Source organism: Mycobacterium sp. NPDC003323 (genome assembly GCF_053589535.1).
In genome coordinates this window covers 492,046-512,229 of record NZ_JBSFSB010000003.1, presented here as the reverse complement: position 1 = coordinate 512,229, position 20,184 = coordinate 492,046, and the positions used below count along the sequence as shown (strand labels likewise).

The following is a 20,184-nucleotide window of genomic DNA, read 5'->3' as shown; positions in this document are numbered from 1 at the left end:
TACGATTATCCGATGGAAGCACTCATGGGGGGACGGACGGCGAGCACCATGCCGGGTCTCGATATCGCCGAGCAGAAATCATGGCAAAACTTTCTGGACTCGGCTCTACGCATCTACGCAACACTGAACAGGTCGCTGGTCGACAACCACGGTCTGGCACTCAACGATGTCCGGTTGCTCGACATCCTGGACAGCTCCGACAGCGGCTCGGCGAGGATGGGGGACCTCGCCGAGGGGCTGATGTCGTTGCCGTCCCGGGTGACCCGGCAGATCCACCGGTTGGAGAAGCTGAACCTGGTGACGCGGGTCGCCAGCCCGGATGACCGCCGGGGCGTGTTGGCCACCATCACCGATCAGGGCCGCGCCCTGCTGGCCGATGCGATGCAGACCTACGGCGCCGAGGTGCGTGCACACTATCTGGGCCGGCTGTCGCGGGCGCAGATCACGGCGATGGGTGAGAACTGCCGACGCATCAGCGCCGGTCTGCAGGCAGATGGGCGGCCCGCGAAGCTCGGTCGGGTGTAGACCGTTTAGGCTGTTCAGCGGTGGCGTGGCAGAGCGGCCTAATGCACTCGCCTTGAAAGCGAGAGACGGCTAACACCGTCCGGGGGTTCAAATCCCTCCGCCACCGCGTGTGCACCCGAGTGATGTGGCCGGATGCCGGCGACGCTGTCCTGGTGGGACGAAACATGGACTTCCACAAGGATTTGATGACCAACCTGTGGAAGCAGTCGCGCGGCGTCACGCGTGACGACGGCGTGACCGGCAGGCTCACCTGGACGTCGACGTACGGCAGTGTCATCGCGACTGCGTTCGACATCATCTCCGTCGACGGCCTCAACGAGGCGGGCCTGGCCGGGCATGTGCTGTGGCTGGCCGAATCCACCTTCGGCACACCGGATGCCGACCGCGTCCAGCTCAGTCAGGCCATCTGGCTGCAGTACTTCCTGGACAATTTCGCGACTGTGGCCCAAGCCGTGGCGTGGATCGAGCAGACCGACGTCCAGGTCGTGCAGATGCAGGACCCGACCGGCGGTAAACCGCCGGCCATCCACCTCGCTCTCGACGACGCCTCCGGGGACTCGGCGATCATCGAGTACATCGACGGCAAGGCCAAGGTCTACCACGACCGAAGCCACCGGGTGATGACCAATTCGCCGACCTTCGATCAGCAACTGGAACTGGTGAAGTCCTTCACCGGTCTCGGCGGGTCCGAGCCGCTGCCGGGCTCCACCGAGGCCGCCGCCCGCTACGCGCGGGCCACCTACTACGCCGGCAGGCTGCCACAACCCACCGGTCAGGTCGAGGCGATCGCCGGGATGTTCTCGGTGATCCGCAATGCGGCACAACCGTTTCGGGTGCCCGACCCGGGCAAGCCGGATGCCTCCCAGACCATCTGGCAGGTGGTACTGGACCTGACCAACAAGCGCTACGTCTACGAGTCGACCACCCGTCCTAACATCGTCTGGGTGGATCTGGCCGACCTCGATTTCACCGCAGGCACCCCGCAGCTCAAGTTGGATCTGATCGGCCGGCTCGCGGTGCAGGGCGGTATCGCGGGCAACGTCTCGGACCGCTTCGAGGACGAGGGCCCGATGACGTTCCTGTCGCTGCAGCTGCTGGAGCAGCTGAAGGGGACTACTCCCCGGTGAATTGCGGCGGGCGCTTCTGGAACATCGCGGTGACCGCCTCGCCGAGGTCCTTCGAGGGCAGAAACGCCGAATTCCACGCCGCCACATAGCGCAGACTCTCCGAGACCCGGCCGATGCGCTGCTGGTCCAGGACGTCCTTGACGCCGTGGACGGTCAGCGGCGGGTTCGCCGCGATCTCGGCCGCGGTGGCATGCGCGGCGGCCAGTGACGCCTCGGCGTCGGGGTAGACGTCGTTGACCAGATTGATCTTCTCGGCGCGGGCCGCGTCGATGTCCTTGCCCGTCAACGTCAGTTCGCGCAGATGCCCGTCGGACAGGATCAGTGGCAGCCGGGCCAGCGAGCCGACATCGGCGACGATGGCCAGCTTGACCTCACGCACCGAGAATTTGGCATCGGCACTGGCATAACGGATGTCGACCGCGCTGATCAGGTCCACCCCGCCGCCGATGCACCAGCCGTGCACCGAGGCGATGGTCGGGGTGCGGCAGTCGGCGACGGCATTGATCGCACCCTGCATCGCGGTCAGCTTCTGATGGAAGCCCAGCCGGTCCTTGGCGCCGGCGTCCAGCCCGGGCATGGTGGCGCCCATCGCGGCCAGGTCCAGGCCGTAGCTGAAGTTCTTGCCCGACCCTGTCAGCACGATGGCGCGGACGTCCGGATCGGCGTCCAGCGCACCGAACACCTCGGGCAGTTCGGCCCAGAAGGCGGGGCCCATCGCGTTGCCCTTGCCGGGGCCGATCAGCGTCACCCGGGCGACCTGATCGGCGATGTCCACCGTCACGGATTCGTAAGCCATGGGTGCAGGCTAACGGGTGTCAAGAAACCTAGGGGACCGGACCACCCAGCAGTACCTCGCTGACCGTGCTGTCGGTCAGGAACTGGCACACCGCGTCGGCCAGCGACTTGGCGATCTCGATGTTGTCCGGGCCCAGGATCGACTGTTCCCCTTCGAGGATCGCGTTGACGACGGCCTTCTGGGTCGCTTCGTCGAGCTGGTTGTAGTCCGCGCAGGTCATCGTCAGCGCATCCGGTGGGGGCGGCACGTCGGGCACATCCGAACCCTGCGTCGGGAAGCCGGGGATGGTGATATCGGGCAGCCCCGGGATCTCCGGCAGCCCAGGGATGACGGGCGGGCGGGTGGTCGTCTCGGTGGTCAGCGGCGGGCCGGGTTCGGTGGTCATGGCCACCGAACCGTCGGTGCTGCGGGCGCAGCCGGTCAGCACGGCGAGTGCGACCAGGCCGGTCAGGGTGATCCGTGCGGCGGTCATCGGTCACCCGTCTGTTGTGCGATCCACTTCTCGGCAAATGCCAGGAATGCGTCGTTCTCGTGCGGGGCGGCGACGGTCACCCGCACACCGTCCTGGCCGTAGGGCCGCACCAGCAGCCGGTTGTCGGCGGCGGCATTGGTGAACTCGTCGGTGCGGCCCGGCAGCACCAGCCAGACGAAATTGGCCTGGGAGGCGGGCAGCTGATAGCCCATGGCGGTCAGCGCGGCGCTGACCCGGGCGCGTTCGGCGACGACGGCGTCGGTGCGGGCCAGCAACTCGTCGGCGGCATCCAGCGACGCGATCGCGGCGGCCTGCGAGACGGTGGTCGCGGTGAACGGCACGTAGACCTTGCCCAGTGCGGTGATGATGTCCGGGTCGGCGACGGCATATCCGACGCGCAGACCGGCCAGCCCGTAGGCCTTCGAGAAGGTGCGCAGCACAACCACATTCGGGTACCTGCGGACCAGGCCCAGGCTGTCGGGCAGCAGACCGTCGCGGATGTACTCGACGTAGGCCTCGTCGATGACGACCAGGATGTCCGAGCGGACGGCGGCGACGAAGGCCTCCAGGGCGGCGGGGTCGACGACGGTCGAGGTCGGGTTGTTCGGGTTGCACACGAAGATGAGCCGGGTGCGGTCGGTGACCGCTGCTGCCATCGCGTCGAGGTCGTGGGCCTCATCCTTCAGCGGCACCGGCACTGCGGTGGCGCCTGCGGTGCGCACCTGCAGCGGATAGATCTCGAAGCTGCGCCAGCCGAACACCACCTCGTCGCCGATGGTGGAGGTGATCTGGATGAGCTGCTGGCACAGGCTCACCGACCCGGCGCCCACCGCGATGTTCTCCGGTGCGAAGTTCACATGCTTGGCCAACCGCTCGCGAAGGTCCAGATAGCCGTTGTCCGGGTAGCGGTTGATGCCGGCCGCGGCGGTGGTGATGGCCTCCAGCACGCTGGGCAGGGGAGCGTCGACGGTCTCGTTGCTGGCGATCTTGATCGCGCCGGGCACCGTGCGGCCGGGGGTGTAGGCGGGAAGGTCGGCCAACTCGGGTCGCAAACGGGCGGTCACCCGGCCATTCTAGGGGTGCGGTCACCCGCGCTTTGCCTTCCGCCGTGGAGCCTGTGTAATCTGTGCGCTCGGCGGTTCCGGGGGTCCGGTACCCTCAGATCGTTCAGGAGGCGTGCCAGAGCGGCCGAATGGGACTCACTGCTAATGAGTTGTCCCCCTTACCGGGGACCGGAGGTTCAAATCCTCTCGCCTCCGCCGAGTGTGACCAGCAGTACCAAGTGAATAGCACGACCAGGCGCCCGTAGCTCAACGGATAGAGCATCTGACTACGGATCAGAAGGTTAGGGGTTCGAATCCCTTCGGGCGCACCATCTCCTCTTTGTGGGCCGGTTCTCGGCCGCATGCGCATCCCGTTTGTGCCGGCACACCTGTCCGGCGGCGGCGATCGCGGCCGGATCGAAGCCCTGGGGAACCGGTCCGCCGGCGACCAGCGCCCGCACCAGCGCCTGCTGCCGCTGGGCCAAAGTCTTGTCGTTGGTCATGCCCAGACCTTTCGCGCGGTCGCGGTGATCGGCGCCGCGCCGGCGGCCGCCGCGATGGCATCCAATTCGTCGAACAGTTCGGCGGCCGGCGGGTACCCGCCGTCGCGCTCCAGCATGAACGGCGTGTCGACCCGCTCGCGCAGCGCGGTGATCAGTTCGAGCACCTGCGGCGGCGTCGCCGCGGTGTGCGTGTCGTGGTAGAAGTCGCCGTCTTGATGTCCACCGGCGACGTGGCTGTAGGCCACCTGCTGCACCGGCAACCGTGCCAGCTCACGGTGCGGATCCCGGCCGCGATTGCGGGCATTGGCGAACACGTTCGCGACGTCGAGCACCAACAAGACCCCGGTGCGTTCGACCAGTTCGGTGAGGAACTCCGATTCGGTGAGATCCGATTCCGGCCATTCCAGGAACGACGCGATGTTCTCGACGGCCAACGGCACCGCGAGCTCGGACCGCGTGCGCTCGATGTTGGCGGCGAGCGCGTCCAGGGCTTCGCGGGTCCGCGGGACGGGCAGCAGATGGCCTGCCTCGATACCGCCGGCCCGGACGAACGCGACATGCTCGCTGACCAGTGGTGCGCCCAGCGCCTCGGCGCAGGCCGCCAGCCGCCGCACCCGGTCGCGTTGCACCGGTTCGGCGCCACCGAGGGAGAGCGCGACCCCGTGCGGTATCACCGGCACCCCCGCGGTCGCCAGCGCCGTCAGTGCGGGATCCGGCCGTGCCCGACCGCGGCGCAGGGGTACCGACTCGGCGATCACCTCGCAGAACCCCGGCGCAAGGTCGGCGATCACCCCGGCGATCTCGCCGCGCCAGCCGATGCCCACATCGCCCAGCGCGGGCGCGACGCGGCCGGCGCTCACTCGCCCCCTCCGCCACCGCCGCCACCGCCGCAGCCGCCACACCCGCCGCCGCCACCACCGCCGCCGCCGTCGCCACCGCAGGACGATCCCCCGCAGCCCGCACCGTCGCCGCCGCCGTCGGCATCGCCGTTGAGTTCGACGGCCTCCGCATAGTCGGGGTCCACCAGCCATAGCGCGGCGGTGCCGAACAGCGCCACCGAGGTGGCTGCCGCGGCCGGACCATATGTCGCAAAGGCCGGTCGTCGGGCGGGCCGCAGAAACTCCTGCTTGCGCTGTTGCCCCTTGAGCAGCTTGCGGCCCGCGCGGGTCCGCCGATCCACGCTGAACAGGGCGGGCAGCACCACCGCCGCGAAGGTGGCCAGGATTATCACGGGCACCCATGTCTTTCCGCTTTCTCGCGCCGGTAGCTGCGTCAGCTGGTGCACGCAGAAACCGATCCCCAGCAGCACGGCCACCAGCGTGGGCAGCGCACCCAGCCGGATCCGGGTACGTTCGGCCGCCGGTCGCATCAGACCGCGCGCACACAGTGCCTTCTCCAGGACCGGCAGGTCACCCCGCGACGCGATGATCAGGTGCCGCACAGTGCATCCCGGTTCGGCGGCGACCCGCCTGAAAACGCGCTCGGTGAACCAGTCGGTATCCGGTCCGGCCGGCACCGAGGGATCGACTCGGCCGTCGGTGGTGATCCGGCCGCCGGCCCGCAGCGCCGCCAGCGCGGCCACCACCGGCGCGGCATCGGATCGCAGATAGGCCAGTTCGGTGGCACTGAGCGCGCCGGCCTTCGCCGGCGGGCGCGATACCGGCAGGTGGCGCCACACCACCGCAAAGACCGTGGTCGCCGCCGCGGCGCCCAGAATCGCGTAGGTGGGGCCGGTAAAGGCACTTGAGTAGAGATCGATCACCTTCTGCAGCGACATCGCTTCACCTCCCGGGTACTGGACGATCTTGATCTGTCGATATCACTGTGTAGCACCCGCCAGTGTGAGCGAAGGTTAAGATCCGTCCCAGATGCTGTGTGCTGCATAAGGTTCGGCGCTTGGCACAGATTCTCCTTAACCACCACCTGCGGATTCGGCTTCCGGTCCGGACACTGCGGCACGCCGATCCACACCAAATTTGCGACCCGACATCTCCGTCGCGGGCCGTTGGTGCACTATGAGCCCATGACTTCACCGCACATCCAGCGTTGGATCGATTTCATCGGCACCCATGACCCGGCCGCACTCGACGCGATGCTCGCCGACGATGTGGTGTTCTACTCCCCGGCGGTGTTCACCCCGCAGGAGGGCAAGGCCAAGACCGCGATGTACCTCAATGCCGCCGCGAAACTGTTCGGCGGCACCGATTTCCACTATGTCGAGCGGTGGGAGGGCGACAACTCGGCGATCCTGGAGTTCCAGGCCACGCTGGACGGTGTCACGGTCGACGGTATCGACATGATCCACTGGAATGCCGAGGGCCAGATCACCTCCTTCAAGGTGATGATCAGACCGTTCAAGGGGCTGCAGGCCGTCATACCGCGGATGGCGGAACTGCTCGGGGCCCCGTGACCCCGGTGCCGGTGAAGCTCAGCTCATCGGCGAAGACCGGCTCACCGAAATAGTTGCCCTGGGCCACCGAGCACCCGTACCCGCGCAGCAGTTCCGCGGTGTCGGCGTCCTCGACGCCCTCGGCGACGCTGGTGACGCCCAGCGTGTGGGCCAGCTTGATGACCGCGTGCACGATGGCCGCCGCGCGCGGATCGGTCAACATCGGCGCCACGAAATGCCGGTCGAGTTTCAACTCGTCGATCGGCAGATCGCGCAGATAGCTCATGGTCGCGTAACCGCTGCCGAAATCGTCGATGGATACCCGGAATCCGGCCGCGCGCAACTGTTCGATGACTTGGCGGGCCTGCAGCACGTTGGCCAGCAGATAGTGCTCGGTGATCTCGATGGTGACCGCGGTCGGGGGCAGCCCGTGATCGGCCAGCACCGCACCGATGCGTGCGGGCAGCGTCGCATCGTTGAAGGACGGCGCGAAAAGGTTGATGGCGACCGGGATCTCCCGGCCGCCGCGCCGGTACCAGGTGGCCGCGTCGCGCACCGCCTGCTCGACCACCAGATCGGTGACGGCCCCCATCAACCCGCTGCGCCGGATCAACGGCAGGAACTGGTTCGGCGTCAGCACACCCAGTTCGGGGTGCGGCCAGCGCACCAGCGCCTCGACGCCGACCACCTCGCCGGTGGCCAGCGAAATCTGCGGTTGATAGGCCAGCCGGAGGTCCCCGCCGTCGACGACGCGTCGCAGCTGGCCCAGCAGCTTGATCTCCGGTACCGGCGCGACGGGTGCCGCGCCGTCGTCCCACACCGTATCGGTGTCGCCGATCTGCATGCCGGGCGCGAAGACCTGCACGCCACCGGTGTCGGACCGCTTGGCCACGTACATCGCGACATCGGCGTGCTTGAGCAGCTCCTCGGTGCCGATCGGGGCGCCCCACGGCCCGGGCGCGATGGCCAGCCCGATGCTGGGGCGGATGTAGACGTCCTCGCCGTCGAGGATGAACGCCTCGTCGAAGGCGCGGACGACCCGTTCGGCGATGTCCTCGGGCGGCTCGATACCGGACTCGATGATAATCGCGAATTCGTCGCCGCCCAGACGCGCAACGGTGTGACCGGCCGGCACGGTGTGCACCAACCGGGCTGCGATATCGCGCAGCAGTTCGTCACCCCAGTGGTGACCGAGGTTGTCGTTGACCAGCTTGAAATCGTTGAGGTCCAACGAGAGCACCGCCAACGGCCGGCCGTCGCGGTGCTGCAGCTCGATGGCGTGCTCGAGGCGGTCGGTGAACAGCAGCCGGTTGGCCAGCCCGGTCAGGGAATCCTGGAAGGCGTGCGCGGCCACCTCGTCGAGCAGGCGCCGGTTCTCCACCAACACCGTGAGCTGGCGGATCAAGGCGGCGATCACCAGGGTCGCGGCGCCCACCAGCACCGGTCGGATGTCCACGTCCGACCACAGATGCGCCACCGACGCGATGACCGCCAAGGGCATCGGCGTGTACGGCAGCCACATGATGGTGGTCGGTAGCGGTCGATCGTCCTCGGTGCCCGCGGTACGCATGATCCTGGACAACTGCGCGCCGGCAGCGATCATCACCAGCCCGGTGACCTTGGCGATGACGGGGAAGGGGCTGGCCGCCCAGTCGTCGTGCAGCTGGACGTACACGGCCGCCACATCGCCCATCGCGATGGCGGTCAGGCCCGCGGTGACCAGCCCCAGGATCGGTCGCCGCCCCGGCGGCACCATGGTCAGGACCAGCGTCGACATCGTCACCATGGCCAGTGCGGTGATGGGGTAGAGCGCGGTCAGTGCCGCGGTCTGCGGGTCGTGACCGTTGTCGAAGAAGAGGTCGTCGAGCACGGCGGCCCAGACCAACAGAAACAGCGCCGAGGCGATCACCAGGCCGTCCATCAGCTGCCGGAATCCCGACAGCCTGCCGGTTGCGGTGCGCATCACCCAGACCGCGGTGACCGCCGCAGGCAGCGCCAGATAGCCGATATCGGCGACGGAGAACAACGGCGGCGCGGACTGTCGGATCACCGCGTGGTAGGCCGAGATCGCGCTGCCGGCCACCCAGCCGAAGAAGCCGACCGCCAGCGCGCTCCAGCCGATGCGGATGCTGCCGCGTGCGGCCACGGCGGCGGCAACCGCGCACGCGCACGCGCCCGCGCTGAACGCAACGAAGCCGACCGATCCGACGATCGTCGTCACCTGCGTGCCACCCCAGCCGAAGATCAACCAGCAAACGAACAGCAGGTAAACCGCCATGCCGGTGGCATAGCTGACGTTCGGCCTGATCATGCGCATCACATGCAGCTTAGTGGGCGTGTCCGACGCGGCAACAGCGAATGCGCCCAGTCCATCCAGCAACGCCCGTCACAGAAGGCTGCGATAACCTTGTCTGCGATGCGTCTGCTGTTGATCTCCGATACCCATCTGCCGACCCGGGCGCGGGACATGCCTGCGCAGGTGTGGGCGGCCGTGGAGGCGGCCGATGTGGTGGTGCACGCCGGTGATTGGGTGCACGTCGATCTGCTGGACCGCCTGGAGCAGCGGGCGCACCGGCTGATCGCGTGCTGGGGCAACAACGACGGTGACGATCTGCGGGCGCGACTGCCCGAACGCGCCGACGTCGCCCTGGAGGGCCTGCGATTCACCGTCACCCACGAGACCGGCGCGGCCGCCGGACGCGACGAGCGGATGGCCCGGCTGTACCCGGACACCGATGTCCTGGTCTTCGGGCACAGTCACATCCCGTGGGACGCCACCGCCTCGACCGGACTGCGGCTGCTCAATCCCGGCTCGCCGACCGACCGCCGGCGGCAGCCGCACTGCACCTACATGACGACCGAGGTGGCCGACGGCGCATTGAGTCCGGTGCAACTGCACCGGATCCCGCGGGCAGGGGTCTAACCCGCCTTGTCGGCGCAGATCTGGTCGATGTGCTGTTCGGCCCAATCGCTCAACGGTTCCAGCGCCTGCAGCAGTTTCACACCCGCCGGGGTCATCGAGTATTCGACCCGGGGCGGCACCTCGTGGTAGCTCTCGCGATGCACCACTCCGTGGCTCTGCAATTCCTTGAGGTGCTGGGTCAGCATCTTCTGGGAAACGCCGGGCAGGCTGCGGTGCAGGGCGTTGAAGCGTTTGGCACCGCCCTGTAACTCCCACAGGATCAACGGTTTCCATTTACCGTCCACGACGGCGAAGGCGGCATCCAGTCCGCAGGTGAACCCTCCCAACCCGGTCACGGCATCCCTCCTGTTCGACGGCATTACTTACCAAAAAGTGCGTACCGCACTTCAAAGTGGGTACTTGTCCAGAACTCCGCGTCGCACCAACGATGGTGCCATGAACATCAGCTTTCTGGGACTGGGAGAAATGGGTTCGGTGCTGGCCCGGACCGCCGCCGACGCCGGCCACCGCGTCACCGTATGGAACCGCAACGCAGCCAGGACGGCCGGATTCGAGCGGGTGGCCGGCACCGTCGGCGATGCCCTCGAGGCGGATCTGGTGGTGGTGTGCCTGTTCGACCACCGCTCGGTGCACGAGGTGCTGGATCCGGTGGCCGAGCACCTGGCCGGCGTGCGGATGCTCAATCTGACCACCACCTCGCCGGCCGGTGCACGCGAATTGGCGGACTGGGCGGCCGACCTCGGTGCGGTCTACCTCGACGGCGGCATCCTGGCGACCCCCGAGATGATCGGCACCCCGCATTCCCGGATTTTCTACAGCGGTGCCGGGCAGGTGCTCGACGATCACCGGCAGCTACTCGAACTTTGGGGTGCGGCAGAGTATTTCGGCCCCGACGCGGGAATGGCCTCGTTGTACGACCTGGCGCTGCTGTCGGCCATGTACGTGATGTTCGCCGGTTTCTTCCACGGCGCGGCGATGCTGAGTCGGGTGGGGGTGGGTGCACAAGAGTTCGCCGCCATGGCCGTGCCCTGGCTGCAGGCGACCGCCGCGGCGCTACCGGAGTTCGCCACCGTGATCGACGGCGGTGACTACGCGGCCCCCGGCCAGCAGAGCCTGCTGTTCTCCGATATCAGCGAGATCGTGGAGGCAAGCCGCGAACTGGGCGTCAGCACCGAGATCGTCGACGTGGTGCAGCGACTGATCCACCGCCAGATCGACGCCGGCCACGGCAGTGAGGGATTCGCCCGGATCATCGAGGGTCTGAAGGTGGCGGCATGAACGTCTCGGTGCTCGGGCTCGGCCCGATGGGACAGGCGCTTTCCGGGGCCTTGCTCGATGCCGGGTATCCCGTCACGGTGTGGAACCGCACCGCAGGCCGGGGTGAGGCATTGGCGGCCCGCGGTGCGGTGGTGGCCCCCGACCCGGCCACGGCCGCGGCGGCAGCCGACCTGGTGCTGGTCAACGTCGTCGACCATGACGCGGTCGACGCGGTGCTCACCGCCGCCGGTGCCGCCATCGCCGCAAAGTGCGTGGTGGGTCTGAGTTCGGACACTCCCGAACGTGCCCGCCGGACCGCCGCGCTGGTCGACGGACTGGGTGGGCGCTACCTCGACGGCGCCATCATGACGCCGACGACGACCATCGGAACGCCGGACGCCCGCATCCTCTTCGCCGGACCGCGCGGCGTCTTCGACGCCGGCCGTGCGGTGTTCGAGGCGCTGGGCGCGCCGACCTGGCTGGGCGCCGACCACGGCCGCGCCGCGGCCCATGACATGGCGCTGCTCGACCTGTTCTGGAGTTCTGTCGCGGGTTTCCTGCACGCCGCCGGGATCGCCGAGGCGCACGGTATCGGGATCGCGGAGTTGCTGCCGCATGCCACCGGCATCGTCGACATCCTCACCCCGGTCCTCACCGAGATCGTCGAACGGGTTGAGACCGGCCGGCACGATGACGCCGGCGCACCGGTGTCATCGGTGGCGACGTCGCTGCGACACCTGATCGCCACATCGCGGGACGCAGGCCTGGATACCGGTGCGCTTGAGGCCTTTGCGCGCACGGTCGATGAGGCGATCGCCGCCGGACACGGTGCGCGGGAGATCAGTGTGCTGGCACCGTGATACCGCTGCGCTGATCGGCTCCCCGTGGCAGGGTCGTGGGTATGGAGCAGAAGCAGCCCACCGCCACCATCGCCGCCGCCAACCGGGCTCACCGCAACGCGCTGCCGTTCGAGGACACCCGGGATTTCGCCGATGCCGACCGCGGTTTCCTCGGCGCTCTGGATCCCTGCGTGGTGACCGCTGCCGATGGAAGGACGGTGTGGGACAACGATTCCTATGCGTTCCTGGCCGCCGAAGCGCCCGACAGCGTCCACCCCAGCCTGTGGCGGCAGTCCCAGCTGAGCGCGAAACAGGGCCTCTACGAGGTGGTCCAGGGTATCTACCAGGTGCGCGGCCTGGACCTGTCCAACATCAGCTTCATCGAGGGGGACACCGGGATCATCGTCATCGACCCGCTGGTGTCCACCGAGACGGCCGCTGCGGCGCTCGCGTTGTACCGCGCGCACCGCGGCGACCGGCCCGTCGCCGCCGTCATCTACACCCACAGCCATGTCGATCACTTCGGCGGCGTGCTCGGGGTGACCTCGCAGGAGGAGGTCGACGCCGGCACGGTGGCCGTCATCGCCCCCGAGGGCTTCACCGAGCATGCCGTGCAGGAGAACGTCTACGCCGGCACCGCGATGGCCCGCCGGGCCGCCTACATGTACGGCGCGGTGCTGGCCCGTGGACCGCAGGGACAGGTGGGTTGTGGCCTGGGACAGTCGCCCTCACTCGGCGAGGTGGCGCTGATCGTGCCGACCATCGATGTGCGCAGCACCGGTGAGACGCACACCATCGACGGCGTCGAGATCGAGTTCCAGATGGCGCCGGGCACCGAGGCGCCTGCCGAGATGCATTTCTATTTCCCGAAGTTCAAGGCGCTGTGCATGGCCGAGAACGCCACGCACAATCTGCACAACCTGTTGACGTTGCGCGGGGCGCTGGTCCGCGATCCGCACGGCTGGGCCGGTTACCTCACCGAAGCCATCGACGCGTTCGCCGACCGCACCGACGTGGTGTTCGCCTCGCACCACTGGCCGACGTGGGGCCGCGACAACATCGTCGAATACCTGTCGGTGCAACGGGATCTGTACGCCTATCTGCACGACCAGACCCTGCGTCTGCTCAACCAGGGTTACACCGGGATCGAGATCGCCGAGAACTTCGCGATGCCGCCTGCGCTGGAGAAGGCCTGGCATACCCACGGCTACTACGGTTCGGTCAGCCACAACGTCAAGGCCGTGTACCAGCGCTACATGGGCTGGTTCGACGGAAATCCCGGCCGGCTGTGGCAGCATCCGCCGGAGGCCATCGGGCCGCGGTACGTCGCGGCGATGGGTGGGCCGGACAAGGTCGTGGCGCTGGCTCGCAGTGCCTTCGACGACGGTGATTACCGCTGGGCGGCAACGCTGCTGGACCATGTGATCTTCACCGATGAGAACCATGGCGGCGCCCGCGAACTCTATGCCGACACCCTCGAGCAGTTGGCCTACGGCGCCGAGAACGCGGTGTGGCGCAACTTCTTCCTGTCCGGCGCCACCGAACTGCGCGACGGCAAATTCGGCACTCCGACCCAGACCGCGTCGCCGACGATGCTGGCCCAGCTGACCCCCGAGCAGATGTTCGACACCTTCGCCATCAGCATCGACGGCCCGGCCGCCTGGGATCTGGACCTGACCATCGACGTCACCTTCGTCGACGTGGGGGCCGACTACCGGCTGACCCTGCGCAACGGAGTGCTGGTGCACCGCAAGGTGGCGGCGGATCCGGCGACCGCGACGGCGACGGTCACCTTCGCGACCAAGGCACGGCTGCTGGCGTTCGCCACCGGTGACCGCGACTCGCCGGGGGTCGAGTTCACCGGCGACTCGGGTGCCCTGGCCACCCTGCTCGGGGCGCTCGACCGGCCCGACCCCGACTTCGCCATCGTCACTCCCTAAGGCAGGCCGCCGTCGGCGCGGATGATGGACCCGGTGGTGAAGCTCGACGCATCCGACATCAGAAAGAGTGCGGCGCCGACGATTTCGGGTGGATCGCCGGCCCGCTGCAGCGGGAAGTGGGCAAACGGGTTCGCCTCGGCGAAGTTCCAGGCCTTGCTGATATCGGTGAGGAACGGCCCGGCCATCAGGGTGTTGACCCGCACCGTGGGCCCGAACGCCTTGGCGAATCCCTCGGTGAGGGTGTTGAGTCCGGCCTTGGCGGCCGCGTAGGGCAGCATGTGGGCATCCGGGCGCAGCGATCCGGACGAGCTGACGTTGATGATGGACCCGCCGCCCGCGGCGAACATCCGTTCACCGACCAGCGCGGTCAACCGGAACGGGCCCTTGAAGTTCAGGTTCACCACCGCGTCGAACAACTGCTCGGTCACCGATCCCAGCGAGTCGTACAGCGGTGACATGCCGGCGTTGTTCACCAGCACGTCGACCTTGCCGAAGTGGGCGTAGGCGGCATCGACCAGCGGCTCGAGCTGATCCCAGCGCCCGACGTGGACCGCATGGGCCAACGCGGCCCGTCCGGTCTCGGCGGTGATGGCCTCGGCGGTGGCGACACAGGAGTCCAGATTGCGGCTGGCGATCACCGCATCGGCACCGCACCGCGCCGCCGCGAACGCCATCTCGCGGCCCAGGCCACGGCTGCCTCCGGTGATCAACACCACCCGGTCGGTCAGATCGAACAGTTCCTCGGGATACGAGCGCTGCGGCACGAGCCATATGGTGTCACGGTGCAACTGCTTCTGGTCCGACATGCGCTGCCCTTGCGCAGCGAACCCGGTGAGGGATCTGATCCGCACCTGTCCGCCGACGGCGTCGCGCAGGCCGCGCGGCTGCCCGATGCGCTCAAGCGCTTCCCGATCACCCGCCTGGTCAGCAGCCCGCAACGGCGCGCCCGGCAGACCGCGCAGCCGGTGGCCGACGCGCTGGGCCTCGGCGTGGACATCGACGAGCGGCTGGCCGAATACGACTATGGCCTGTCCCACTACACGCCGATCGAGGAGGTCTCCAAGGAGGACCTGCAGCGGCTCATCGACGGTCACCTGCCCGGTGATGTCGACCCCGACGCCTTCCAGGCCAGGATCTGGGCGGGGATCGACGATATCGTCGCCGACGCCGACCACGATGACACCGTGGCGGTGTTCAGCCACGGCGGGGTGATCAACGCGGTGGTGCACCGGGTGATGCAGACGCAGCGGCTGCTGTGCGTCCAGGTCGACTACGCGGGCATCACCCGGGTGCTGTCCTCGCGCAGCGGCCGAGTGTCGGTGGCGGCGATCAACGGCACCGAACACGTATGGGACCTGCTGCCGCGAAACGCGCAGTGGTAAACAATTCGCGTGACGAATCGCGTGACCCATCTGGACGGCCTCGACCTGGACGCCCTGGACCGCCACCTGCGTGCCGAGGGGGTGGCCCGCAGCGGTGAGCTGCGTGCCGAACTGCTCTCCGGCGGACGTTCGAACCTGACGTTCCGGGTGTCCGACGACGCGTCGGCGTGGGTGCTGCGCCGTCCGCCGCTGCACGGGCTGACCCCGTCCGCGCACGATATGGCCCGCGAATACAAGGTGGTGGCCGCGCTGGCCGGCACCGCCGTGCCGGTGGCCCGCGCGATCACCATGCGCGATGACGACTCGGTGCTCGGGGCACCGTTCCAGATGGTCGCCAACGTCGAGGGCAGCGTGATCCGCAGCGCGGACGAACTCGAGGCGCTCGGCGGTCAGGAGGTGATCGACGGGTGCGTCACGTCGTTGATCCAGGTGCTCGCGGATCTGCACGCGGTGGACCCGCAGGCCGTCGGCCTCGGCGATTTCGGCCGCGCGGAGGGCTATCTGGAGCGGCAGGTGCGTCGCTGGGGTTCGCAGTGGGACCACGTCCGGTTGCCCGAGGACACCCGCGACGGTGACGTCAAGCGGTTGCATTCGGCGCTGGCCGAACGGATACCGGCAAGCCCGCGCGCCTCGATCGTGCACGGCGACTACCGCATCGACAACACCATCCTGGACGCCGCCGACCCGACCGTGGTGCTGGCCGTACTGGACTGGGAGCTGTCCACCCTCGGCGATCCGCTCTCGGATGCCGCGCTGATGTGTGTGTACCGCAACCCGAATTTCGACGATGTCCTGGGTATGCGCGCGGCGTGGACGTCCGAACTGCTGCCCGGCGCCGATGAGCTGGCCCAGCGCTACGCCGTGGCCAGCGGGCAGGAACTGCAGAACTGGGACTTCTACATGGCGCTGGCCTATTTCAAGCTGGCCATCATCGCCGCGGGCATCGACTTCCGCGGCCGCGAGGGCGGCGATTCACCGGCACGGGTCGGTGCGGCGGTGGCACCGCTGCTCGCCGAGGGACTCAAGCTGGTCTAGAGCCCCGACCGCCGGGCGGCCTTGAGGTTCTTGCGTGCGGCGATGCGCAACTGCACGATGCGCGCCGCGCCGACGAGCACCGTCAGCAGGCCACCGCCGACGGCGGCCAGCAGCAGCGCCACGCCCAGGGGCAGCGTCCAGTTCCAGCCCAGGAAGTGGAAGGTGCCCGGGTCGGTGTTCTGGGCAATGAAGATCAGCAGCACGATCAGCACCAGGAAGCCGATGATCAGCGAGGACCACAGTGCTGCGGCCCTGGTGAACTTCACGTTGTCTTCCGGCGGCGGTGCAGGCTCCGACGTACCCAAGGGTTCGTACGGCTGCTCCGGCTCGAAGGGCGCCGCGTGCGGGTCGGTCGTCATGGCGTTCATTTTGCCCGTTCCGGGGCGTTTGCAAACCCCCGCACGGTGAATCAAATCCGGGCAGGACACGGCGACTCCGGTTACTGTCGACAGAATTGCCAGGCAGCACGAGCCACACGCCGAGGGGACGGTATGCGCGGGAGTCACAGATGGATTGCCGTGATCGCGGCCTTTCTCGCCCTGGTCGGCACCGGGTGCGGCAGCGTCAACCCACTGGGCGGCGGTGAGATATCCGGTGATCTGAAGACGATCGCGGTCGGCTCGGCCGATTTCACCGAGTCGAAGATCATCGCCGAAATCTACGCGCAGGCGTTGGAGGCCAACGGGTTCGATATCAGGCGTCAGTTCGGCATCGGCAGCCGCGAAACCTACATCCCCGCGGTACAGGATCATTCGATCGACCTGATTCCCGAGTACACCGGAAATCTGCTGCAGTACTTCGACAAAGACGCCAGCGCCACCACGTCGGACGAGGTGCTGCTGGGGCTGCTCAAGGTGCTGCCCGGCGACCTGTCGATCCTGTATCCCTCGCCGGCCGAGGACAAGGACACCCTGGCGGTGTCGGAGACCATTGCGCGGCAGTGGAACCTCAAGACCATCGCCGACCTCGCCGCGCGATCACCGGAGGTGAAAGTCGGTGGCCCGTCGGAGTTCCAGACCCGCCAGACCGGCCTGGTCGGGTTGGAACAGAAGTACGGACTCAAGATCGCGCCGGCCAATTTCATCGCGATCAGCGATGGCGGTGGCCCCGCCACCGTGCAGGCACTGACCAGCGGTGCCGTCACCGCCGCCAACATCTTCAGCACTTCCCCGGCCATCGAGAAGGACAATCTCGTCGTCCTCGAGGACCCCGAGAACGTCTTCCTGGCCGCCAACGTGGTTCCGCTGGTGGCCTCGCAGAAGATGTCCACCGAACTCAAGACGGTGCTCGACGCGGTCAGTGCCAAGTTGACCACCGACGGGCTGATCGCGCTGAACAGTTCGGTCGAGGGCAACCAGGGTGTCGATCCCGACGAGGCGGCCCAGAAGTGGATCGCCGACAACGGATTCGACCAACCCCTGCCGAGTAAGTGAGTGGGCCGATGATCACCTTCAGCAATGTCACCAAGACCTATCCCGACGGCACCGTCGCCGTCGACGATCTGACGCTGGACATCCCGGAGGGCAAGCTGGCCGCCTTCGTCGGCCCCTCGGGCTGCGGCAAGACGACGTCGATGCGGATGATCAACCGGATGATCGACCCCACCTCGGGCACCCTGACCGTCGACGGCGCGGACGTCACCAAGGTCGACCCGGTGAAACTGCGACTCGGCATCGGCTATGTCATCCAGAGCGCCGGGCTGATGCCGCACCAGCGGGTGGTCGACAACGTCGCCACCGTCCCGGTGCTCAAGGGGCAGTCGCGCCGGGAGGCGCGCAAGGCGGCCCTGAGCGTGCTGGAACGTGTCGGCTTGGATCCCAAACTGGCACAACGGTATCCGGCCCAGCTCTCGGGTGGTCAGCAACAACGCGTCGGGGTGGCCAGGGCGCTGGCCGCCGACCCCCCGATCCTGCTGATGGACGAGCCGTTCAGCGCCGTCGACCCGGTGGTGCGCGAGGAATTGCAGACCGAGATCCTGCGGCTGCAGAGCGAACTGCGCAAGACGATCGTGTTCGTCACGCACGATATCGACGAAGCGGTGAAACTCGCCGATGTGGTCGCGGTGTTCGGCCGCGGCGGCGTGCTGCAGCAGTTCGACGCGCCCCAGCGGCTGCTGTCCAATCCCGCCAACGATTTCGTCGCCGGATTCGTCGGCGCCGATCGGGGATATCGCGGGTTGCAGTTCCTGCGCGACACCGGATTGCCGCTGCACGATATCCACCACATCGGCGAGGAGGGTATCGACGCCCTGGATCTGGCGCCGGGGCAGTGGGTTCTGGTCACCAAACCCGATGGGACACCGTACGGCTGGATCGATGTCGACGGGGTGGCCCTGCACCGGGGCGGCAGTTCGCTCTACGACAGCACCACCGCAGGCGGTTCGCTGTTCCGGCCGGACGCCACGCTGCGCCAGGCCTTGGACGCCGCCCTGTCCTCACCGGCCGGCCTCGGCGTCGCGGTCGACGAGAACGAGCAGGTGCTCGGCGGGATCCGGGCCACCGATGTGCTGACCGCCATCGAGGATCAGCGCAATCGGCGGACCGGATAGATGGATTATCTGCTGACCCACCTCGACGACGCGTGGACGCTGACGCTGATCCACCTGCGGTTGTCGCTGGTACCCATCGTGCTTGGGCTGCTGATCGCGGTGCCGATCGGCGCCCTGGTGCAGCGGACCACGGTGCTGCGCCGGGTCAGCACCGTGACCGCGAGCATCATCTTCACGATTCCGTCGCTGGCACTGTTCGTGGTGCTGCCGCTGGTGATCCCGACCCGGATCCTGGACGAGGCCAACGTCATCATCGCGCTGACGCTGTACACCACCGCGTTGCTGGTGCGCGCGGTGCCCGAGGCGCTGGACGCCGTTCCGCCCGCGGTTCGCGACGCGGCCACCGCCGTCGGTTACCGGCCGTTCACCCGGGTTGTGAAAGTCGAACTGCCGCTGTCCATCCCGATCCTGGTGGCCAGCCTGCGGGTCGTCGCGGTCACCAACATCTCGATGGTGTCGGTGGGCTCGGTGATCGGCATCGGTGGGCTGGGAACCTGGTTCACCGAGGGGTATCAGGCGAACAAGAGCGGTCAGATCATCGCGGGCATCATCGCCATCTTCATCGTCGCGGTGGTCGTCGACGGGCTGATCCTGTTGGCCGGTAAGGCCATCACACCGTGGACCAGGGCACAGGCGGGTGCGACATGAACTTTCTGCAGCAGGCGCTGAGCTTCATCTTCACCGCGGAGAACTGGTCGGGCCCGGCCGGTCTGGGCATCCGGATCATCGAGCACCTGCAGTACACCGCGATCGCGGTGCTGCTGTCCGCGTTGGTCGCCATCCCGGTCGGGCTGATCATCGGGCACACCGGGCGGGGGACGTTCCTGGTGGTCACCGGGGTCAATGCGCTGCGCGCGCTGCCGACGCTGGGCGTGCTGCTGCTCGGTGTGCTGTTGTGGGGACTGGGCCTGATCCCTCCCACGGTCGCGCTGATGCTGCTGGGCATCCCGCCGCTGCTGGCCGGCACCTATTCCGGCATCGCGGCCGTCGAACCCGCCGTCGTCGACGCCGCCCGGGCGATGGGGATGACCGAGCGGCAGGTGCTGCTGCGCGTCGAGGTGCCCAATGCGCTGCCGCTGATCCTCGGCGGTCTGCGCACCGCGACGCTGCAGGTCGTCGCGACCGCCACCGTCGCGGCCTACGCCAGTCTCGGCGGGCTCGGCCGCTACCTGATCGACGGCATCAAGATCCGCGAGTTCTACATCGCGCTCGTCGGCGCGCTGATGGTCACGCTGCTGGCGCTGATCCTCGACGGTCTGCTGGCGACGGCGGTGTGGCTGTCGCAGCCCGGCGCCGACCGGTTCGGCCGCACGGCCGGATTACCGCAACCGCTGCTCAGTGACGAGGTCGCGCTGGAATCGACCAACGCGGCTACGCAGCCGGCGGACCGTCGCATACGGTAGAA

23 protein-coding genes and 3 tRNA genes are annotated in these 20,184 nt (G+C 67.9%); 16 read left to right on the top strand and 10 right to left on the bottom strand.

The features are described from left to right. The first annotated feature begins 12 nt into the window (after positions 1 to 12). The 3 genes from ACWDUN_RS12120 to ACWDUN_RS12110 all read left to right on the top strand — a co-directional run bounded on the left by ACWDUN_RS12120 (position 13) and on the right by ACWDUN_RS12110 (position 1,652). Entirely contained in the window at positions 13 to 525 is a 513-nt protein-coding gene (locus ACWDUN_RS12120) for a MarR family winged helix-turn-helix transcriptional regulator (protein WP_449928768.1), read from the top strand. 19 nt (positions 526 to 544) lie between these two features. After that, positions 545 to 631, top strand: a tRNA-Ser gene (locus tag ACWDUN_RS12115). Position 632: 1 nt separating this feature from the next. Then, positions 633 to 1,652: a linear amide C-N hydrolase gene (locus tag ACWDUN_RS12110; protein WP_449928766.1), complete on the top strand. Its 1,020-nt coding sequence runs from the start codon at positions 633 to 635 to the stop codon at positions 1,650 to 1,652. Here the strand turns inward: ACWDUN_RS12110 and ACWDUN_RS12105 are convergent. The 3 genes from ACWDUN_RS12105 to hisC are packed head-to-tail and all read right to left on the bottom strand — an operon-like array spanning position 1,639 to position 3,984. After that, on the bottom strand, positions 1,639 to 2,448 hold the full coding sequence (locus ACWDUN_RS12105) for a crotonase/enoyl-CoA hydratase family protein (protein ID WP_449928764.1): 810 nt from the start codon (positions 2,446 to 2,448) through the stop codon (positions 1,639 to 1,641). The two genes, ACWDUN_RS12110 and ACWDUN_RS12105, sit on opposite strands and share 14 nt — an antisense overlap. A 28-nt stretch (positions 2,449 to 2,476) precedes the next feature. Further along, positions 2,477 to 2,920 (bottom strand): hypothetical protein, encoded by a 444-nt coding sequence (locus ACWDUN_RS12100; RefSeq protein ID WP_449928762.1) that lies wholly within the window; start codon positions 2,918 to 2,920, stop codon positions 2,477 to 2,479. Continuing rightward, positions 2,917 to 3,984: a histidinol-phosphate transaminase gene (gene hisC, locus ACWDUN_RS12095; protein WP_449928760.1), complete on the bottom strand. Its 1,068-nt coding sequence runs from the start codon at positions 3,982 to 3,984 to the stop codon at positions 2,917 to 2,919. The genes ACWDUN_RS12100 and hisC overlap by 4 nt, the downstream gene beginning before the upstream one ends. 106 nt (positions 3,985 to 4,090) lie before the next feature. Between hisC and ACWDUN_RS12090 the strand changes: the two genes are divergently transcribed. Both ACWDUN_RS12090 and ACWDUN_RS12085 read left to right on the top strand, forming a co-directional pair. Beyond that, positions 4,091 to 4,179 (top strand) — tRNA-Ser (locus ACWDUN_RS12090). Positions 4,180 to 4,219: 40 nt separating this feature from the next. Continuing rightward, a tRNA-Arg gene (locus ACWDUN_RS12085) sits at positions 4,220 to 4,295 on the top strand. Here ACWDUN_RS12085 and ACWDUN_RS12080 read toward each other — a convergent pair. From ACWDUN_RS12080 to ACWDUN_RS12070, 3 genes are read right to left on the bottom strand one after another with little or no spacing between them, the layout of a single operon-like run. After that, positions 4,266 to 4,466, bottom strand: a complete 201-nt coding sequence (locus ACWDUN_RS12080) for a hypothetical protein (RefSeq protein WP_449928758.1) — start codon at positions 4,464 to 4,466, stop codon at positions 4,266 to 4,268. The two genes, ACWDUN_RS12085 and ACWDUN_RS12080, sit on opposite strands and share 30 nt — an antisense overlap. Beyond that, complete coding sequence (locus ACWDUN_RS12075) at positions 4,463 to 5,326, bottom strand: DUF692 domain-containing protein (protein WP_449928756.1); 864 nt, start codon at positions 5,324 to 5,326, stop codon at positions 4,463 to 4,465. The genes ACWDUN_RS12080 and ACWDUN_RS12075 overlap by 4 nt, the downstream gene beginning before the upstream one ends. After that, entirely contained in the window at positions 5,323 to 6,243 is a 921-nt protein-coding gene (locus ACWDUN_RS12070) for a TIGR04222 domain-containing membrane protein (protein WP_449928755.1), read from the bottom strand. Before ACWDUN_RS12070 ends, ACWDUN_RS12075 begins: the two co-directional genes overlap by 4 nt. A gap of 246 nt (positions 6,244 to 6,489) precedes the next feature. On the opposite strand from ACWDUN_RS12070, the gene ACWDUN_RS12065 reads away from it, so the two are divergent. Next, complete coding sequence (locus tag ACWDUN_RS12065; protein ID WP_449928754.1) at positions 6,490 to 6,876, top strand: nuclear transport factor 2 family protein; 387 nt, start codon at positions 6,490 to 6,492, stop codon at positions 6,874 to 6,876. Here ACWDUN_RS12065 and ACWDUN_RS12060 read toward each other — a convergent pair. Further along, positions 6,839 to 9,172 (bottom strand): putative bifunctional diguanylate cyclase/phosphodiesterase, encoded by a 2,334-nt coding sequence (locus tag ACWDUN_RS12060; protein WP_449928752.1) that lies wholly within the window; start codon positions 9,170 to 9,172, stop codon positions 6,839 to 6,841. The two genes, ACWDUN_RS12065 and ACWDUN_RS12060, sit on opposite strands and share 38 nt — an antisense overlap. 99 nt (positions 9,173 to 9,271) lie before the next feature. Between ACWDUN_RS12060 and ACWDUN_RS12055 the strand changes: the two genes are divergently transcribed. Then, entirely contained in the window at positions 9,272 to 9,778 is a 507-nt protein-coding gene (locus ACWDUN_RS12055) for a metallophosphoesterase family protein (RefSeq protein WP_449928750.1), read from the top strand. Here ACWDUN_RS12055 and ACWDUN_RS12050 read toward each other — a convergent pair. Further along, positions 9,775 to 10,113, bottom strand: coding sequence for a winged helix-turn-helix transcriptional regulator (locus tag ACWDUN_RS12050; RefSeq protein ID WP_449928748.1), 339 nt, complete (start codon positions 10,111 to 10,113; stop codon positions 9,775 to 9,777). The genes ACWDUN_RS12055 and ACWDUN_RS12050 overlap by 4 nt on opposite strands. A 100-nt stretch (positions 10,114 to 10,213) precedes the next feature. On the opposite strand from ACWDUN_RS12050, the gene ACWDUN_RS12045 reads away from it, so the two are divergent. From ACWDUN_RS12045 to ACWDUN_RS12035, 3 genes are read left to right on the top strand one after another with little or no spacing between them, the layout of a single operon-like run. After that, entirely contained in the window at positions 10,214 to 11,056 is an 843-nt protein-coding gene (locus ACWDUN_RS12045) for an NAD(P)-dependent oxidoreductase (protein WP_449928746.1), read from the top strand. Next, positions 11,053 to 11,895: an NAD(P)-dependent oxidoreductase gene (locus tag ACWDUN_RS12040; RefSeq protein ID WP_449928744.1), complete on the top strand. Its 843-nt coding sequence runs from the start codon at positions 11,053 to 11,055 to the stop codon at positions 11,893 to 11,895. The genes ACWDUN_RS12045 and ACWDUN_RS12040 overlap by 4 nt, the downstream gene beginning before the upstream one ends. A 35-nt stretch (positions 11,896 to 11,930) precedes the next feature. Next, positions 11,931 to 13,814, top strand: a complete 1,884-nt coding sequence (locus tag ACWDUN_RS12035) for an alkyl/aryl-sulfatase (protein WP_449928742.1) — start codon at positions 11,931 to 11,933, stop codon at positions 13,812 to 13,814. Here ACWDUN_RS12035 and ACWDUN_RS12030 read toward each other — a convergent pair. Then, positions 13,811 to 14,620, bottom strand: a complete 810-nt coding sequence (locus ACWDUN_RS12030; protein ID WP_449928740.1) for an SDR family NAD(P)-dependent oxidoreductase — start codon at positions 14,618 to 14,620, stop codon at positions 13,811 to 13,813. The genes ACWDUN_RS12035 and ACWDUN_RS12030 overlap by 4 nt on opposite strands. Here ACWDUN_RS12030 and ACWDUN_RS12025 point away from each other — a divergent pair. Together ACWDUN_RS12025 and ACWDUN_RS12020 are read left to right on the top strand one after the other, a co-directional pair. Then, positions 14,597 to 15,196 carry a histidine phosphatase family protein gene (locus ACWDUN_RS12025; protein WP_449928739.1) on the top strand — a complete coding sequence of 200 codons (600 nt, stop codon included), beginning with the start codon at positions 14,597 to 14,599 and terminating at the stop codon, positions 15,194 to 15,196. The two genes, ACWDUN_RS12030 and ACWDUN_RS12025, sit on opposite strands and share 24 nt — an antisense overlap. Positions 15,197 to 15,217: 21 nt before the next feature. Then, on the top strand, positions 15,218 to 16,231 hold the full coding sequence (locus ACWDUN_RS12020; RefSeq protein WP_449928844.1) for a phosphotransferase family protein: 1,014 nt from the start codon (positions 15,218 to 15,220) through the stop codon (positions 16,229 to 16,231). On the opposite strand, the gene ACWDUN_RS12015 is transcribed toward ACWDUN_RS12020, so the two are convergent. Then, entirely contained in the window at positions 16,228 to 16,590 is a 363-nt protein-coding gene (locus ACWDUN_RS12015; protein ID WP_449928737.1) for a lipopolysaccharide assembly protein LapA domain-containing protein, read from the bottom strand. The genes ACWDUN_RS12020 and ACWDUN_RS12015 overlap by 4 nt on opposite strands. Before the next feature lie 132 nt (positions 16,591 to 16,722). Here ACWDUN_RS12015 and ACWDUN_RS12010 point away from each other — a divergent pair, with 132 nt between their 5' ends. Genes ACWDUN_RS12010 through ACWDUN_RS11995 form a run of 4 tightly spaced genes read left to right on the top strand, consistent with a single transcriptional unit; the run spans position 16,723 to position 20,182 of the window. After that, positions 16,723 to 17,664: an ABC transporter substrate-binding protein gene (locus ACWDUN_RS12010; RefSeq protein WP_449928735.1), complete on the top strand. Its 942-nt coding sequence runs from the start codon at positions 16,723 to 16,725 to the stop codon at positions 17,662 to 17,664. A gap of 8 nt (positions 17,665 to 17,672) precedes the next feature. Then, positions 17,673 to 18,779: an ABC transporter ATP-binding protein gene (locus ACWDUN_RS12005; RefSeq protein ID WP_449928733.1), complete on the top strand. Its 1,107-nt coding sequence runs from the start codon at positions 17,673 to 17,675 to the stop codon at positions 18,777 to 18,779. Beyond that, entirely contained in the window at positions 18,780 to 19,427 is a 648-nt protein-coding gene (locus ACWDUN_RS12000) for an ABC transporter permease (RefSeq protein ID WP_449928731.1), read from the top strand. Beyond that, on the top strand, positions 19,424 to 20,182 hold the full coding sequence (locus ACWDUN_RS11995; RefSeq protein ID WP_449928729.1) for an ABC transporter permease: 759 nt from the start codon (positions 19,424 to 19,426) through the stop codon (positions 20,180 to 20,182). The genes ACWDUN_RS12000 and ACWDUN_RS11995 overlap by 4 nt, the downstream gene beginning before the upstream one ends. Positions 20,183 to 20,184 lie beyond the last annotated feature (2 nt).